This is a genomic window from Pectobacterium jejuense, from assembly GCF_026800125.1.
In the GTDB taxonomy this organism is placed as follows: Bacteria; Pseudomonadota; Gammaproteobacteria; order Enterobacterales; family Enterobacteriaceae; genus Pectobacterium; species Pectobacterium jejuense.
Genome location: NZ_JAPQKX010000013.1, coordinates 45,694 through 60,544, shown reverse-complemented (window position 1 = coordinate 60,544; position 14,851 = coordinate 45,694). Strand labels below are relative to the sequence as shown.

Genomic DNA, 14,851 nt, shown 5'->3' with positions numbered 1-14,851 from the left:
GCCTGAGTAATTTCCTGACATTTCTGGATTTTTTATGAAATGCAGAGGGGAAGATTTCTCACAGTCTGAAGAGCAGATCCTGTTATCAGGATCTGCTCTTAGGAGCGTTATCGATCAGGCCGCTCCGGCCGTCTTATGTTGTTGAGCATAAATGTATGGCGCAACATATTCTTCTCGGTTGGTATCCAGATAATCCGACCACCATTGCATCATCGCTTTACGGGCATCAAGATATTCTGCTTTATGGATGTAAGCCGCTCGAACGCTATTGCGTTCTTGATGGCTCATCTGCCGTTCAACCGCATCCTGCGCCCACAGTCCAGATTCCATCAGAGCACTACAGGCCATCGCTCTGAATCCGTGGCCGCAGATTTCATCTTTTGTGTCATAACCCATCAGGCGCAGTGCCTTGTTGACCGTGTTTTCGCACATTGGCTTATATGGATTATGGTCACCGGGGAATATCAGTTCCTGATGCCCGGGGATTTCCCGTATCTGTTTCAAAATAGCGATGGACTGACGGGAGAGGGGAACGATATGCGGCGTGCGCATTTTCGCCCCACGCCCAGAGTAGCGGGCACCGGGGATGGCTTCGCGGGTGGCAGGAATGGTCCAGATTTTGTTTCTGAAATCGATCTCAGACCAGCGGGAAAAACGCAGTTCGCTGGAACGGATGAACAGGTGCAAGGTGAGTGAGACTGCCAAGCGGGTTAATTCTCGTCCCTGCTTGTAGTCCTCAATGCTAGCCAACAGCTCCGGCAGTCGTTCCAGTGGAAGGGCAGGGTAGTGGCGTTTAACGGGAGGGGCGATGATCCCGTCCAGATTTGCCGCCGGGTTGTGCTCTATCAACTCCTGATGCACCGCATGACGCATGATGTTGCACATATGCTGTCGGGTTCGTGCCGCCACTTCCAGCAAACCTTTTTTCTCAATCCCTTTCAGCAGGTCGATGAAGTGGCGAGTTTTCAATTCTGTGACCGGCAGGTGTCCAATTATCGGGAAGATATGGTTATTCATGCTGGCGAGCAGACGGGCGGCATGGTTCTCTGACCAGGTTCGGTTGCTTTTATGCCAGCTCAATGCCACGGTCTTGAAACTCTTGGCAGGAGAACGAGCTGCTTTTTCAGCGGCACGTTGCTGAGTCGGGTTGATATTTTGCGCCAGCAGTTTGCGGAGTTCGTCACGTTTCTGGCGTGCTTCTGACAGACTGATTAACGGATAAGCGCCCAACGCTATGCGGGTCTCTTTGCCAAAAAAATAGTATCTGAAGTACCAGAGGCGCGAACCAGTAGGTTTAACGTGAAGATACAGGCCGTGTGAATCGGATAGTTTTATGGGGGTAACAGGTGGTTTTAAGTTGCGGATTTTAGTGTCGTTAAGAGACATATGCGGGTCACTCCATTATCGAACCGGAAAGACCCCAAATCTGACCACCAAATTCTCCCGATGCGGAGGGTAAACTGAAAATACATCGGGAAGACTTTTCACGCTAACTTATTGAATCTGAATCATATAGGGATTCGCAAAGCGGCATGAAAACAAGAATTTGGCTCCTCTGACTGGACTCGAACCAGTGACATACGGATTAACAGTCCGCCGTTCTACCGACTGAACTACAGAGGAATCGGTTAAGTGCGATGGATAATAGCGGGAGCGTTTCGGGTTGTCAAAGGCTGTTATCGCTTGGTGCGTTTGATTGCCGAACTAATAACCAACATATTGAAATTATTGCTCAAGTTGAGCACTGGAAAGCAATGAAATACGTTAGTTAGCGGGCAGGTTTGCACTCTAAAATAGCAGGGGGTGCTTTAAGATGGTGCAGGTTGGTGTTGGCTTGATGACGGGGTTCGCAGACAAAATCAGGTGTTTTGGTTAGCAGAATCATTGCTTTTCCTTATTTTACCTGTGGCTTATCAATGAGGTATCACTTTTTCTTAGGTATAGAAACATAATATGGCGCGCTTTTTGCTACCTCTTTAGAGTAACTACTCAGGAGGCAGACATGAATCTTAGACGGCTCAAGTATTTTGTGAAAATCGTTGATATCGGTAGCCTGACACAGGCTGCTGAGTTGTTGCATATTGCACAACCGGCGCTGAGCCAGCAGGTCGCGACGCTGGAGAGTGAACTCGAAAAACAGCTGCTGGTACGGAGTCGGCGTGGTGTGACGCCTACCGAGGCGGGGAAAATTCTTTATTCTCATGCACAGACGATATTGTCACAGTGCGAACAGGCAAAGGATGCGGTGAGTGGCGCACGGCAATCAATGAGTGCGTAAGCGTTAGCCATAGGGCCAGCCATTTCCCGATGGCTGGCTACTAATCAGATTTTGTGTCAGATGTTCGATCAAAATGGTGCTCTTTCTTATTTTTTGTGAAGAACATCACAACTCATAGCATTATCGATCTTCCTCATAGCAGGGATTTTTGTTCTTAAAAATAAAATGGTTTTTTAGTTTTTTTATTTATTTGGTTTATTTATCTGCAACTTCATTTTATTGCTGCTGTGTGAATATGATTTCCTTAAAATGATAATAGACACTAGCGGTCAGGCCATCCACAGTGTTACATTAATCTTCGTTATGTTTTCTCTAATCCTGTGCACCAAGAACAGGTGTTGCCTTATGGGTGTATGACGGTTATTTTTTTGATTAAGGAGTTCAAATGAATAATATCCTCTCTCATCTTTTAATAAAGCTGGCAGAAAAAGAAGTTGGAGAAAAAGCGCTTAACGCGAAGATTGAATCGTTAGAGATGCTGATTTCTGCTATTGTTTCAACACTTGATGACAGTAAAATCAATGAATTAAATAGAAAAATAGAAGGTGTCGTTGCTGGTGCTTCACAGCGGCATGATGAACATAATTACTTAGCTCTCGAACTATTGGCAAAAAACATCAATCGAATCACAACCGTTTCATTACGGGAATAACTTTCTTATATATCAATGGTGACGACATTAATTGTTCGCATATTAATTTTCGTATATCCAATTGAGAATTGTTTATATCCAATAATAGAGAATACTTGTGCTATGCGTGATTTTGCTGAAAAAAATTGAAGGCGCCGACGGTTGTCCGCGCCTTTCTTGCGTTTATCCCTTTTACTTCACATCAACAGCCTGCTTTTTCCGACGAATAAACTGATAAGCAATCGCCAGAACGATAAACCACAGCGGCGTGACAATAAGCGCCTGCCGTGTATCTGGCTGTAATGTTAACAGTACAATCACAAAAGCGAAAAAGGCCAAGCATATCCAGCACATAAAAATACCCAACGGCATTTTATAGGATGACTCTGCATGTAGCTGAGGGCGCTTTTTACGGTATGTCAGGTAAGAGCACAGGATGATGCTCCAGATGAACATGAATAAAATCGCGGAGACGGTGGTCACCAGTGTAAAGACCGTCATCACGTTCGGAATCAGGTAGATCAGCACCACGCCTGAAAGCAAACAAATACAGGAAAACATCAACCCAGTCGAAGGAACCGCGCGTTTAGAGAGCACGCCGAAACTTTTCGGTGCATCGCCTTGTTTCGCCAGCCCAAAGAGCATGCGGCTGGTGGAGAATACGCCGCTATTAGCCGAGGATGCCGCGGACGTCAGTACGACAAAGTTGATCATACTGGCGGCAGCAGGTAGGCCAACCAGCACGAACATTTCCACGAAAGGACTGCGATCCGCCGTAATTGCGCCCCACGGTGTGACGGACATAATCATAATTAACGCAAAAACATAAAACATGATGATGCGAATCGGGATGGCGTTAATTGCGCGGGGCAGGACGACTTTCGGATTTTTAGTTTCAGCGGCAGTGGTACCCACCAGCTCGATACCGACAAATGCGAATACGGCGATCTGGAATCCGGCAAAGAATCCGCTTATCCCTTTAGGGAACATACCACCGTCATTCCAGAGGTTGGTAAAGGAGGCGACGTTTCCTGATGGGGAAGAGAATTGCATCATCACCAGCGCGACACCGACCACGATTAACGCAACGATAGCGACAATTTTGATCATCGCGAACCAGAATTCCATCTCGCCAAACAGCTTCACGGTGGCCAGATTTAACGTCAGTAATAGCAGAACGCAAAGCAGCGAAGAGACCCACTGCGATAAATCAGGGAACCAGAACTGCGAGTAGGCACTAATGGCTACGACATCGGCGATCCCGGTTACGACCCAGCAGAACCAATAAGTCCATCCGGTAAAGAAACCCGCCCATGGCCCAAGGAGGTCAGCAGCGAAATCGCTGAATGACTTATAGTTGAGATTAGAGAGTAATAGTTCTCCCATTGCGCGCATGACAAAAAACAGCATAAAGCCAATGATCATATAAACAAAGATGATCGAAGGACCCGCCATGCTGATTGTTTTGCCCGAGCCCATAAATAGCCCAGTACCGATCGCTCCGCCGATAGCGATGAGCTGAATATGACGATTAGTCAGATTCCGTTGCAGTCCCTCTCCCTGTTCAGAGGCAAGGTCTGCGGCTTCTTTTGATTGTTCGACCATGTAAGTACACTTTCCTGTTTCTGTCTGTGATGTTTTTTTGAGCTCTTTGGCGGCTCTCGTTTACGAAAATCGAAACGAATAAGATAGCGCAACCGCAGTACTTATTACAGCGGATGTCGGAGATAGCCAGGCATAAAGAGGGCAGCTAATGATGTAAGATGATGCTGTATGTTTTTCGCCCTAAAATGAAGAGGATATAAAGTAATGAGAGGCAGAGATAAATAGTCTGAGCAGGTTAACAAAATTACCAATCGCTAACAATCCTATTATCACGCATAAAAAATTAATATGAAGTGTTTGACAGGCACGCCGGGGAGGAGAATAATCCTCACCGTTGGGTCGTTAGCTCAGTTGGTAGAGCAGTTGACTCTTAATCAATTGGTCGCAGGTTCGAACCCTGCACGACCCACCAACAATTTCAATGAGTTATAATATTAGTTTCAATTTGTTATTATTTTTATTTTCCTTGGTTAATTTATTTTTAATTATATCCATTCTTAACGTTAACCGTATTTTCTGCGTTAGTTCTCCCCACTTTATTCTATTTTTTTACTTTCATAACACATTGCCTTGCTTAATAGCCGTGATTTTTTCGATCATGTTTTATTGATATTATGCTGTCATGCCCGGTGGATACATAAGGTGTCTGATGATATCGCTGAACGTTATCACTTTTGATGTCGAGAATGTGCTTCATGCGTCCTGAAGAGTGGCGAGAAGGTGCTATGCTTAACAGATGGAATCGTTGACAAATCGTTTATGATGTGACGAGTTGTTTGCACAGGGTTGTGTTCATATCCACTGGGGCGGCGTTTAGAGGTAGCTGGAGTTTCCTGGTTAGCCATAAGCAAGTTTCTGCTTGATTTCGGAGGTTCATATGGGATTCGAAAAATTACTGGCTGTCATAGAAAAAAGTCACCAGGATCCAAAATCGGTTATCTCATTGTCTGAACTGAGCCAGGCAATCCATGAGATAATTTGTACGGAAAGTTCAAAAGAGTACAAAATAAATGAATGCTTCACTGAACTGAGGGAACTGGTTGATGAAAGAAAAGCACTTTCCAGAAAACAGTTCCTGGATAAAGCGTTGGTGATGGAATTAACGCTTTATAAAAAGAAAGAAGAGGCACTGCTTTTGAAACTCATCAGCATCGGAAATAAATAGACGAGCGTCTCTATTTTTTAAATCAGGAAGGCAATGCTAAATATCACTACACCGCCAGATCAAATTATTAAGATGGCGGTGTAGCAAATAGTGCTATTTACGGTAGCTGGTTTTGATTTGTTTAATCGTGTTATCAAAGACAGCGGCTTGCTCGGCATCTTCCAATTGAGCAATATATCTTTCCATATTGATGATAACTTTACCGGCATCTGCCTGGCCGATTGCTTTTAATAACAGCGTAACCATAGCCTTCAGGCAGGTAACCTCATGGGCCAGTGTTTCAGCGGATGCAGCAGTAGAAAAATCTGCGTTGCTCATGTTTTGTCCTCAACAAGAAAAAGATGTTTTCCTTCGCCTGCAGCGGGCGTTACCGCTGACGCGACAGGCAGAACCAGATGGACGAGAGTATAACATAAAGCATATTGTGGATTGATATTATTCGCGGATAAAGCCATTTTAGTGACTGTTTTTTATGCATTTAACTTATTTAAATAGCGTCTATATTTTGGCTGTTTTTGGGTGGTAAAGGCTATAGATGTGTTTTGTTTAATACATATGATGTTCACTATGGACGTTTTTCACTGAATATATTATTTGTATAATGCCATGGCAGACGATGATAAAATATCTAACTACATCCTGATTACAATAGTGACTTTTTATTGACATTCAAGATGTAAAGCCAATTGCATGCCATTTGATTTGCATTGTTTTTTATACATTTTGTGCCAGCGACATGTTTATACTGTGTGGCGTATTTGAAATGTTAAGAATGTGATCAACATACACCATCAGGTTAACGATATATTGTTATGATCGGGAATGCGCTTTATTCCTTCTCGGCATATTTTAAAATACATATTCATATAAACCTGTGTTCATTATTTTTTGAAACCAACGTAGTATCACCTGCAAGCAACTTTTTATGTAAGTGTTACTCCCTTTTTTGGAGAATTATTCTTTGATTAGCGTTTTTCTTGTTGATGACCATGAACTGGTGCGGGCAGGGATACGACGCATTCTTGACGATATCAAAGGTCTGAAAGTGGTTGGTGAGGCATGCTGCGGTGAAGATGCTGTCAAGTGGTGCCGAAGCAATGATGTAGATGTTGTCCTGATGGACATGAGCATGCCGGGCATCGGTGGGCTTGAAGCAACGCGCAAGATCCTGCGTTTTACGCCAGATATAAAAGTCATCATGCTCACTATTTATACTGAGAATCCGCTGCCTGCTAAAGTGATGCAGGCCGGTGCTGCGGGATATGTGAGTAAAGCTGCCGCCCCTCAGGAAGTGATCTCTGCCATTCGCGCTGTACATGCTGGTAAACGGTATATTGCTTCCGATATTGCTCAACAGATGGCATTAAGCCAGTTGGAGCCGCAGACGGATGCGCCGCTTGAGTGTTTGTCTGAACGCGAATTACAGATTATGCTAATGATAACGAAGGGACAGAAAGTGACTGAAATTTCAGATCAGCTTAATCTTAGCCCTAAAACCGTGAACAGCTATCGCTACCGTATGTTCAGCAAGCTGAATATCAGCGGCGATGTAGAGTTGACGCATCTGGCGATCAAGCATGGGCTTTTTACCGCGGAGACATTGTTAAGTAGTGAGTGAGAGTTTCGATGCTTCGGCATTTTTAAAAACGGTAACGAGCCAGCCTGGTGTCTACCGGATGTATGACGCCGGTAATACGGTCATCTACGTCGGTAAGGCAAAAGACTTAAAAAAACGACTTGCCAGCTATTTCCGCAGTCAAGTCGCCAGCCGTAAAACCGAGGCATTAGTCAAAAGCATCAAGCATATTGATGTCACGATCACGCACACAGAAACTGAAGCCTTACTGCTGGAACACAACTACATCAAGCTTTATCAGCCGCGTTATAACGTCTTGTTGCGCGACGATAAATCCTATCCCATGATTTTCCTGAGCGGTGATGCACATCCACGTTTGGCTGTTCACCGTGGCGCTAAGCATGCGAAGGGCGAATATTTCGGCCCATTTCCAAACGGCAATGCCGTGCGTGAAACGCTAATATTGCTGCAAAAGCTGTTTCCGGTGCGCCAGTGTGAAAATAGCGTCTATCGCAATCGCTCTCGTCCTTGCCTGCAATATCAAATTGGTCGCTGTCTCGGACCTTGCGTTAGCGGTTTGGTGAGCGAAGAAGATTATCAACAGCAGGTTGACTATGTTCGCCTGTTTTTGTCTGGCAAAGACCAGCAAGTACTGACTCAACTTATTTCCCGGATGGAAGCGGCCAGTCGCGATCTGCATTTTGAAGAGGCAGCGCGGATACGCGATCAGATCCAGGCGGTTCGGCGGGTGACGGAAAAACAATTTGTTTCCGGCGACGGCGAAGATTTGGATGTTATTAGCGTTGCTTTTGATGCGGGCATGGCCTGCGTCTATGTCCTTTTCATCCGACAGGGAAAAGTGCTTGGCAGCCGGAGCTATTTCCCCAAAGTACCTGGCGGTACGGAATTGGGGGAGGTCGTGCAGACTTTTGTCGGGCAATTCTATTTGCAGGGAAGCTTAGGCCGAACGCTCCCTACAGAAATTCTGCTCGACTTCACTCTGCCCGATAAGGATTTGCTGACGGAGTCTCTAACGGCAGTTGCGGGAAGAAAAGTACAGATTCAAACGAAACCCCGCGGCGATCGTGCTCGTTATTTAAAACTGGCGCGGACAAATGCTGCCACGGCGCTGGTCACAAAACTATCTCAGCAGTCCACCATTCACCAGCGACTGGCGGCGTTAGCTGACGTTTTGCAGTTGCCAGAAATCCATCGGATGGAGTGTTTTGATATCAGTCATACGATGGGCGAACAGACAGTGGCATCCTGTGTAGTATTTGATGCCAATGGTCCGCTACGTTCGGAATATCGCCGCTATAATATCAGTGGCATTACGCCAGGTGATGACTATGCCGCCATGGCGCAAGTTCTCCGACGTCGATATGGTAAAGCGCTGGATGACAGCAAAATACCGGATGTCATTGTGATCGATGGCGGAAAAGGGCAGCTTGGCCAGGCTCAGGACGTGTTTGACTCGCTGCAAGTATCGTGGGATAAAAACAAGCCTCTGCTACTTGGTGTAGCGAAAGGCAGCGATCGTAAAGCTGGGCTGGAAACGCTGTTTTTTGAGTCGACGGGCGAGGGCATGGCACTACCGCCTGATTCTCCCGCATTGCATGTTATCCAGCATATTCGCGATGATTCGCATGACCATGCCATTGGCGGACATCGTAAGAAGAGAGCAAAAGTAAGAAATACCAGTACGCTGGAGCTTATCGAAGGTGTCGGGCCTAAACGGCGTCAAACCCTGTTGAAATACATGGGAGGGCTGCAACCTTTGATGAATGCCAGTATTGAGGAGATTGCAAATGTTCCCGGAATTTCGCATGCATTGGCAGAAAAAATCTTCCATGCATTGAAACACTAGGGACAATGTTGCAACATACTCTTAGTATCCACTCCAGCCAGATAGTTACCTAAGCGCTATGCAATTTAATATACCGACGTTGCTTACCCTGTTTCGTGTTGCTCTTATTCCGTTTTTCGTGCTGGCGTTTTATCTTCCATTCGTCTGGGCACCGCTGCTCTGCGCGTTGATTTTCGTGTTTGCTGCCGTGACGGATTGGTTTGATGGTTTCCTCGCCCGCCGCTGGAAACAGACCACGCGTTTTGGTGCCTTCCTCGATCCTGTTGCGGATAAAGTGATGGTGGCTGTCGCGTTGGTGCTAGTTGCGGAATACTATCACTCCTGGTGGATTACGCTGCCTGCCGCGACAATGATCGCGCGGGAAATCATCATTTCGGCATTGCGTGAGTGGATGGCTGAAATTGGTAAGAGAAGTAGCGTTGCCGTGTCGTGGATAGGGAAGGTTAAAACCACGGCTCAGATGATGGCGCTTTTTGCTTTGCTATGGCGCCCGGAAAGTATTGTTGAAGGCATTGGTGTTGTGGCGTTATACATCGCCGCTGTACTGACTTTCTGGTCCATGTTTCAATATTTGAACGCCGCGAGACACGATCTGCTTGAACCTTGATCGAAGCGCCGTAAAAACCAGCAAACGAACGCGGTTGCTTGATAATTTTATTGACTCATTGCGTCAGGTCAGTAGAATGCACCGCATCAACAGCAACGCTGGTTTGTAAGAAGTTAAGAGAATCAGTGAGTTCTGTGTTGCGGGAATAGCTCAGTTGGTAGAGCACGACCTTGCCAAGGTCGGGGTCGCGAGTTCGAGTCTCGTTTCCCGCTCCAATTTAAAACATCGGCAATTGCGGATGTTGGTCACTAAGACCTGAATATTTTGGCGCGTTAACAAAGCGGTTATGTAGCGGATTGCAAATCCGTCTAGTCCGGTTCGACTCCGGAACGCGCCTCCAATATTTAAGCCCGGGTGGTGAAATCGGTAGACACAAGGGATTTAAAATCCCTCGGCGTTCGCGCTGTGCGGGTTCAAGTCCCGCCCCGGGCACCATTGATTTAACACAAATTAAAATAAGCACTTGCGTGCAATGTCGTAGACCGCCGAAAGGCGGTTTTTTTGTGCCTGAAAATCCCTTTCCTAATATTCTTCCTAATGTGATTTTTGCATTAGCGCTAGATATGCACTATCTGAGCTTTTTATTCTGGCCACCAATCATCGGAATTTTACGGCAGGTATTATCTCAGCCTGGCTGATGGTCAGGAGTTTAATCTTTTCTTTTTTCGGCTCATTTCCCTTATCTAGAAGGACTATTTCTTTCCTCTAAATGCTTACTTTTAATCTGAGCTTGTTCAACCGCGAGTCTTTCTACAGCACCAGCGCGAAGCGTAGCGAGCTGTTCGAGTAGCCCTTTTGCATCCACCATAGGGTGAGCCTGGCCAGGCTGACGTACTTTTAGCTGATTTTGCACTTCAATTTGACCGTTACTGAAAGGATGTGCGGTGAGATGAACTGTGATGGGGCGTTTGGTGTCTTTTACCATCGCTTTGATGCGATCTATGCTTCGAATATAGGCTTCAACCTGCTGTGGACTATCGATAGCGTTTAGCCCTAATCCACCAATGGTAATTGCGCGGTAAGTGTTATTTTCCTCTTTGACATCGAATACATAAGATGTGGTTCCCCAAGTGTGACCGGGTGTCATGTAGGCGTGAAATGTCGTATCACCGATGGTCAATGCGCTACCATCTTTCACCAAAATATCTGTGGCAGCAGGAGCAGGTATCGTCCACGCGTTAGGTTTTCCCTGTGTATTTTTTGCATCCAACTGTGCTTCCTTCCAGCCTTCCTCAGACATGACAAAACGCGCATTGGTTAGCGCCTTGAGTTTAGAAACACCACCTACATGATCAAAATGCCCGTGTGTCAGCAGTACGATTTTGATCTCTGCCGGGTCGACGCCGATTTTCTTAATATTCTCGATCAACTGATCCGTAAATTCACCATACAGCGTATCAATCAGCACCGGGCCCTCACTGGTTTTGATAAGCCAGGCTGAGACCCAGCAAATGCCGACATAATAAACATTGTCAAAGGCTTGGTAGGGCTCGACAGTCTGTGCCTTTGTATCATTCAGCCAACGTCCAAGTTCCGCAGGCATTTTGCCGCTGCTTCCAAATTGGCTGAAAAGCTGATTGATGGTTGATGATGGACCGCATCCTGTAAGTGTGGGGATGGTCGTGCTATTTATTTCTGCATCCGGTGAGGGGAGAGAGTGAGCCGTAGCAGCCATATTGAATAAAAGCAAGAAAGTAGCCAGAGGTGTAAGACGTTGGTTCTTCATTATTTATCTCTTGTCTAGATAATAAAGCCCAGACTATAGTTGCGAAATTCGGACGAATAAATACGAGGTAATGCAAACTAACGTTGCATATTTCGAACAATATGAGGATTTATGGATCGCTTTGTTGCTATGCAGGTATTTGTTGATGTGGTTGAGTTAGGGAGCCTAACTGCCGCAGCGAACAAGCTGGATATCTCGCGAGCCATGGCTACGCGCTATATCGCGTCATTGGAGAAAGCATTTGGCGTTCGTCTGTTGCATCGCTCCAGTCGCAGTTTGGGATTGACGAGTGCTGGGAGCGAGATTTTGTCCTATTGCCGACAAATTTTAGCGTTGAATGATGATATTGGCGCTGCCCTTGAGAGTAAAAGCCAAGAGCCTAATGGCTTGATCCGGGTTGCTAGCAGTATTTCATTCGGCCAATCCTATCTGGCCGATGCGCTGAGACGCTACTCTGCCCAATATCCCAAAGTTTCCATTGAGATGGTGTTAAAGGATGCGTCAGTGAATCTGGTGGAACAGCGTATTGATCTGGCTATTCATGTCGGTGAAAAACTCGATCCGACGGTGATTTCACGCCAGCTGACCCGCTGTGCTTCGGTCGTTTGCGCAGCGCCCGATTATCTGGCACGCAACGGGACGCCCCAGCGGCCAGACGATCTCAGGCAACACAACTGCTTGTACCACTCGCGTTTTGGTCGTGTCTGGCGCTTCCAAACCTCAGTGGCTAACGGTGGAGATCTGGTAATGGATGAAGTAGGCGTTACGGGTAATTTTGCAGCGAATGATAGCATGGTGCTTCTGCATGCCGCGCTTGCGGGTGAGGGCATCGTTCATTTACCTGCTTTTACGACGGATCCTTACCTTCGTACCGGCGCACTGGTTCGTGTTCTGACAGACTACGCACTGCCAGAGTTGGGGGTCTATGCGTTATATTGTTCACGCAAATACTTACCCACCAGCACACGTACGTTGCTGGATTTTTTGCTCAATGACTTGTCGAGCAGCTAGATTTATGGTGCTAAGAGGCTAACCATATCTCTGTAACAGGTGTGTTTGTTATCATTACGCGAGCTGTTGACCCTGTTCCGCCATTGCTTTTATACGTTCTTGTACTTTGGGTTCGTGTCTGGAGATCTGCCCGCTATCCTTTGCTTTCTCAAGTGCCATTTTGAACGTATCTTCACTTGGCGCAATGGCGTGCTTACTGGCCTGGGCAAATAAAAGATTCGCTCCCTGAATATCCGATGTGATCATGTGAACTCTCCATAGTTAGACAGGATAGATGCTCGCATAGCCTGAAGGGATGCTATCGAAAAGATGCCACCTGGATGTATGTTTAATTCACCGGATTAGTTGTGATAGTGGAACGGGAAGGCGGTAGAGAGATTAAATAGAAAATCGATGTAGCGTAAGTGACGTTTTACATCGCCGTTAAGGAACGGCGACAAATCCCAGCGTTGTTATTGTTTATGTATTATCTATTTGATTTTCCGGCATAAAAATTTATCTTTTATCACGCCATCAAAGAAGCGGCCTTTAGAGACGACAGCGTCAGAAATAAATTTTTTATAGATAGACTCAGGCACGCCAACATATTGATAGATATCTTTATTATGAAATTCTATCTCAAGGTTGTGCGTCTTTGGATCGTATCCAATGGAATAAATTCGTGACGATAAAACCTGCTGTCGCTGCAATGCTCGTTCCTCCCTTGTGCAAAATAAGATCAAACTATAAAAAGATTCACTGCATGACATATTGTCGACGATCATGCTTATTTATTGAATATGTATCAAATTTTTGGCGGATTGGTTAGTAAAATCGTTGGTTTATCGTTTTCATGCTGTGAATTTGTTCAATGAAGGGCAATTTATCTGTTTGGTTAGGGAATGGTGCAAACCTGGGATGATGAATAGCGGGCTATTATTTTCAACTATGCCCTGAAGCGCAGGTTTGCAACGAGATAAAATGATTATGCTTCCGGCGCGTATTCGATCCTGTTTCTGCCGTTAGCCTTGGCCTGATAGAGCGCATCATCTGCTGCCTTTATCAAGCATTCATAATCGGGATGACCGCTATAGACGGCGATGCCGGCGCTGATGGTCATTGTAATGCTTTCACCGTTTTGAAGATAAATAGGGTGATCCTGGATTTTCTTTCTCAGCCGCTCGATGATGGTGTAGGCGGCGACTTTAGGCGTTTCAATAAGCACGATCATGAATTCTTCGCCGCCGTAACGGAAAACATAGTCGCTGTTCCTCGTGCTCTCATATAGCACTTCTGCAATTCTTTTCAGGATGCTATCGCCAGCGGCATGGCCATATGTGTCATTCACGGTTTTAAAATGGTCAATATCAATCATGGCGATGCTGAGCGAGGTGTTTGAGTGCATTGCCAGCGATATTTCATGTCTAAGGATAGTTGGCAGGAAACGACGGTTTAACAGAAGGGTCAACGTATCCTTACCGCTTTCCAGTTTTTGGACTTCGTCAAATAGCGATCCCAGCAGCATATTTATTTTATAAATTTTGCTTCTGACTGTTTTAAGTAGCGGGGCGTAATCCTGCTGGGTCAATAGTGCGGTAGTACTATGGTTGCGTATGTAGTCATCCGTTTCCGTCATGATTGAGGCGATAGTGCGTATCCCCTGAATATTACTGAAACTGGATTTCCCCTTATGGTTAAACCACAGGCCAAACTCCGAATCACTCAGGTCCTGGATGCTGGAAAGAGGCGTACCAGTGGCAACACTAAAAATAAAGGCATTTTCCCAATTTAGCAGCGATGCATTTTGGCGCTCTCTCTCCATGCTGGCATTTTCCAGAATAGAAAATAGCCGATAGGACTCTTCATTTTTGGCTGCCAGATCGTGCGATTGTGAATAGGTTTTGCTCATTATCTCTATGGCGATATCCATAGAGATAGAGGCAAAACGTATGGCATCAAAACATAGCGTTTTATCCTCTGCCAGTTGTGCGATGTCTTCATAAAGGCGCCATTTTAAACGCCGGGCTCCACGCTCAACCAGATCGACGGGAATACCAATACGTGCATGAATCTGACCAATTTTCTTTTGATGGTTAATCAGGTCAGCCAGACGATCTCCGGTATTCGTTAAAATATCTGCTATCCATTTGCTCATCGATCCATGGAGTCGATCGTGGACTTGCTGGCTGGAAAGAAACAGGGAGGCTTCTTGATCTTTGAGCATGTAGGAGTAGAACGCGTCAGCAAAGTCAGAGGCTTTCTGATCGGCGAGGGTTCGCAGTAGAGTAAAAGATTTTTGTGAGGTTGTGGCTATCAATTGCATCCATTCTGATGTTATGACTTGATTGTAGTCTGACTCACCGTTATCTCTCTGTTCATCAACGTTCAATAGTTCGTTCAACTTTT

Annotated in this window: 13 protein-coding genes, 5 tRNA genes and 1 pseudogene; 11 read left to right on the top strand and 8 right to left on the bottom strand. The window is 45.8% G+C overall.

Annotated features, from left to right (window positions below):
- Positions 1 to 114: 114 nt before the first annotated feature.
- The gene (locus NXT09_RS20000; protein WP_268580958.1) at positions 115 to 1,386 is read right to left on the bottom strand and encodes a tyrosine-type recombinase/integrase; all 1,272 of its coding nucleotides are present in this window, start codon (positions 1,384 to 1,386) and stop codon (positions 115 to 117) included.
- A gap of 161 nt (positions 1,387 to 1,547) precedes the next feature.
- Positions 1,548 to 1,623: transfer RNA gene (locus NXT09_RS19995), tRNA-Asn, on the bottom strand.
- 379 nt (positions 1,624 to 2,002) lie between these two features.
- Here NXT09_RS19995 and NXT09_RS19990 point away from each other — a divergent pair.
- Positions 2,003 to 2,272 (top strand): annotated as a pseudogene (locus NXT09_RS19990) (LysR family transcriptional regulator); the annotation flags it as partial.
- A 391-nt stretch (positions 2,273 to 2,663) separates the two neighbouring features.
- A complete protein-coding gene (gene iraP, locus NXT09_RS19985) occupies positions 2,664 to 2,930 on the top strand; it encodes an anti-adapter protein IraP (protein WP_268580957.1) in 267 nt (88 codons plus the stop codon).
- Between the two features lie 171 nt (positions 2,931 to 3,101).
- On the opposite strand, the gene cycA is transcribed toward iraP, so the two are convergent.
- The gene (cycA, locus tag NXT09_RS19980) at positions 3,102 to 4,514 is read right to left on the bottom strand and encodes a D-serine/D-alanine/glycine transporter (RefSeq protein WP_039285737.1); all 1,413 of its coding nucleotides are present in this window, start codon (positions 4,512 to 4,514) and stop codon (positions 3,102 to 3,104) included.
- A gap of 336 nt (positions 4,515 to 4,850) precedes the next feature.
- On the opposite strand from cycA, the gene NXT09_RS19975 reads away from it, so the two are divergent.
- Both NXT09_RS19975 and NXT09_RS19970 read left to right on the top strand, forming a co-directional pair.
- Positions 4,851 to 4,926 (top strand) — tRNA-Lys (locus NXT09_RS19975).
- Between the two features lie 465 nt (positions 4,927 to 5,391).
- Complete coding sequence (locus NXT09_RS19970; protein WP_014915937.1) at positions 5,392 to 5,679, top strand: basic helix-loop-helix domain-containing protein; 288 nt, start codon at positions 5,392 to 5,394, stop codon at positions 5,677 to 5,679.
- Positions 5,680 to 5,772: 93 nt separating this feature from the next.
- Here NXT09_RS19970 and NXT09_RS19965 read toward each other — a convergent pair whose 3' ends face one another.
- Positions 5,773 to 5,997, bottom strand: a complete 225-nt coding sequence (locus tag NXT09_RS19965; RefSeq protein ID WP_010279363.1) for a DUF2594 family protein — start codon at positions 5,995 to 5,997, stop codon at positions 5,773 to 5,775.
- Between the two features lie 643 nt (positions 5,998 to 6,640).
- On the opposite strand from NXT09_RS19965, the gene uvrY reads away from it, so the two are divergent.
- The 6 genes from uvrY (at position 6,641) to NXT09_RS19935 (ending at position 10,164) form a co-directional block, all read left to right on the top strand.
- Positions 6,641 to 7,297, top strand: a complete 657-nt coding sequence (uvrY, locus tag NXT09_RS19960) for a UvrY/SirA/GacA family response regulator transcription factor (RefSeq protein ID WP_205549748.1) — start codon at positions 6,641 to 6,643, stop codon at positions 7,295 to 7,297.
- Complete coding sequence (gene uvrC, locus NXT09_RS19955) at positions 7,290 to 9,122, top strand: excinuclease ABC subunit UvrC (RefSeq protein WP_240583322.1); 1,833 nt, start codon at positions 7,290 to 7,292, stop codon at positions 9,120 to 9,122. The genes uvrY and uvrC overlap by 8 nt, the downstream gene beginning before the upstream one ends.
- Positions 9,123 to 9,180: 58 nt before the next feature.
- A complete protein-coding gene (gene pgsA / locus NXT09_RS19950) occupies positions 9,181 to 9,729 on the top strand; it encodes a CDP-diacylglycerol--glycerol-3-phosphate 3-phosphatidyltransferase (RefSeq protein WP_095699951.1) in 549 nt (182 codons plus the stop codon).
- Positions 9,730 to 9,868: 139 nt separating this feature from the next.
- Positions 9,869 to 9,944, top strand: a tRNA-Gly gene (locus NXT09_RS19945).
- Between the two features lie 51 nt (positions 9,945 to 9,995).
- Positions 9,996 to 10,069, top strand: a tRNA-Cys gene (locus tag NXT09_RS19940).
- Between the two features lie 8 nt (positions 10,070 to 10,077).
- A tRNA-Leu gene (locus tag NXT09_RS19935) sits at positions 10,078 to 10,164 on the top strand.
- 244 nt (positions 10,165 to 10,408) lie between these two features.
- Here the strand turns inward: NXT09_RS19935 and blaCAR are convergent.
- Entirely contained in the window at positions 10,409 to 11,455 is a 1,047-nt protein-coding gene (blaCAR, locus tag NXT09_RS19930) for a CAR family subclass B3 metallo-beta-lactamase (RefSeq protein WP_268580956.1), read from the bottom strand.
- A gap of 111 nt (positions 11,456 to 11,566) precedes the next feature.
- Between blaCAR and NXT09_RS19925 the strand changes: the two genes are divergently transcribed.
- Entirely contained in the window at positions 11,567 to 12,466 is a 900-nt protein-coding gene (locus tag NXT09_RS19925) for a LysR family transcriptional regulator (RefSeq protein ID WP_268580955.1), read from the top strand.
- 54 nt (positions 12,467 to 12,520) lie between these two features.
- Here the strand turns inward: NXT09_RS19925 and NXT09_RS19920 are convergent, their stop codons facing one another.
- From NXT09_RS19920 to NXT09_RS19910, 3 genes are all read right to left on the bottom strand, one after another.
- Complete coding sequence (locus tag NXT09_RS19920) at positions 12,521 to 12,712, bottom strand: hypothetical protein (protein ID WP_268580954.1); 192 nt, start codon at positions 12,710 to 12,712, stop codon at positions 12,521 to 12,523.
- Positions 12,713 to 12,936: 224 nt separating this feature from the next.
- Complete coding sequence (locus NXT09_RS19915) at positions 12,937 to 13,155, bottom strand: KTSC domain-containing protein (protein WP_268580953.1); 219 nt, start codon at positions 13,153 to 13,155, stop codon at positions 12,937 to 12,939.
- A 275-nt stretch (positions 13,156 to 13,430) separates the two neighbouring features.
- Positions 13,431 to 14,846 (bottom strand): diguanylate cyclase, encoded by a 1,416-nt coding sequence (locus NXT09_RS19910; protein ID WP_268580952.1) that lies wholly within the window; start codon positions 14,844 to 14,846, stop codon positions 13,431 to 13,433.
- Between the last annotated feature and the right edge of the window lie 5 nt (positions 14,847 to 14,851).

What these genes read in the sequence shown, in the direction of transcription:
- NXT09_RS20000 (WP_268580958.1), bottom strand. Translation starts at nt 1,386, where the DNA reads ATGTCTCTTAACGACACTAAAATCCGCAACTTAAAACCACCTGTTACC.
- iraP (WP_268580957.1), top strand. Translation starts at nt 2,664, where the DNA reads ATGAATAATATCCTCTCTCATCTTTTAATAAAGCTGGCAGAAAAAGAA.
- cycA (WP_039285737.1), bottom strand. Translation starts at nt 4,514, where the DNA reads ATGGTCGAACAATCAAAAGAAGCCGCAGACCTTGCCTCTGAACAGGGA.
- NXT09_RS19970 (WP_014915937.1), top strand. Translation starts at nt 5,392, where the DNA reads ATGGGATTCGAAAAATTACTGGCTGTCATAGAAAAAAGTCACCAGGAT.
- NXT09_RS19965 (WP_010279363.1), bottom strand. Translation starts at nt 5,997, where the DNA reads ATGAGCAACGCAGATTTTTCTACTGCTGCATCCGCTGAAACACTGGCC.
- pgsA (WP_095699951.1), top strand. Translation starts at nt 9,181, where the DNA reads ATGCAATTTAATATACCGACGTTGCTTACCCTGTTTCGTGTTGCTCTT.
- blaCAR (WP_268580956.1), bottom strand. Translation starts at nt 11,455, where the DNA reads ATGAAGAACCAACGTCTTACACCTCTGGCTACTTTCTTGCTTTTATTC.
- NXT09_RS19925 (WP_268580955.1), top strand. Translation starts at nt 11,567, where the DNA reads ATGGATCGCTTTGTTGCTATGCAGGTATTTGTTGATGTGGTTGAGTTA.
- NXT09_RS19920 (WP_268580954.1), bottom strand. Translation starts at nt 12,712, where the DNA reads ATGATCACATCGGATATTCAGGGAGCGAATCTTTTATTTGCCCAGGCC.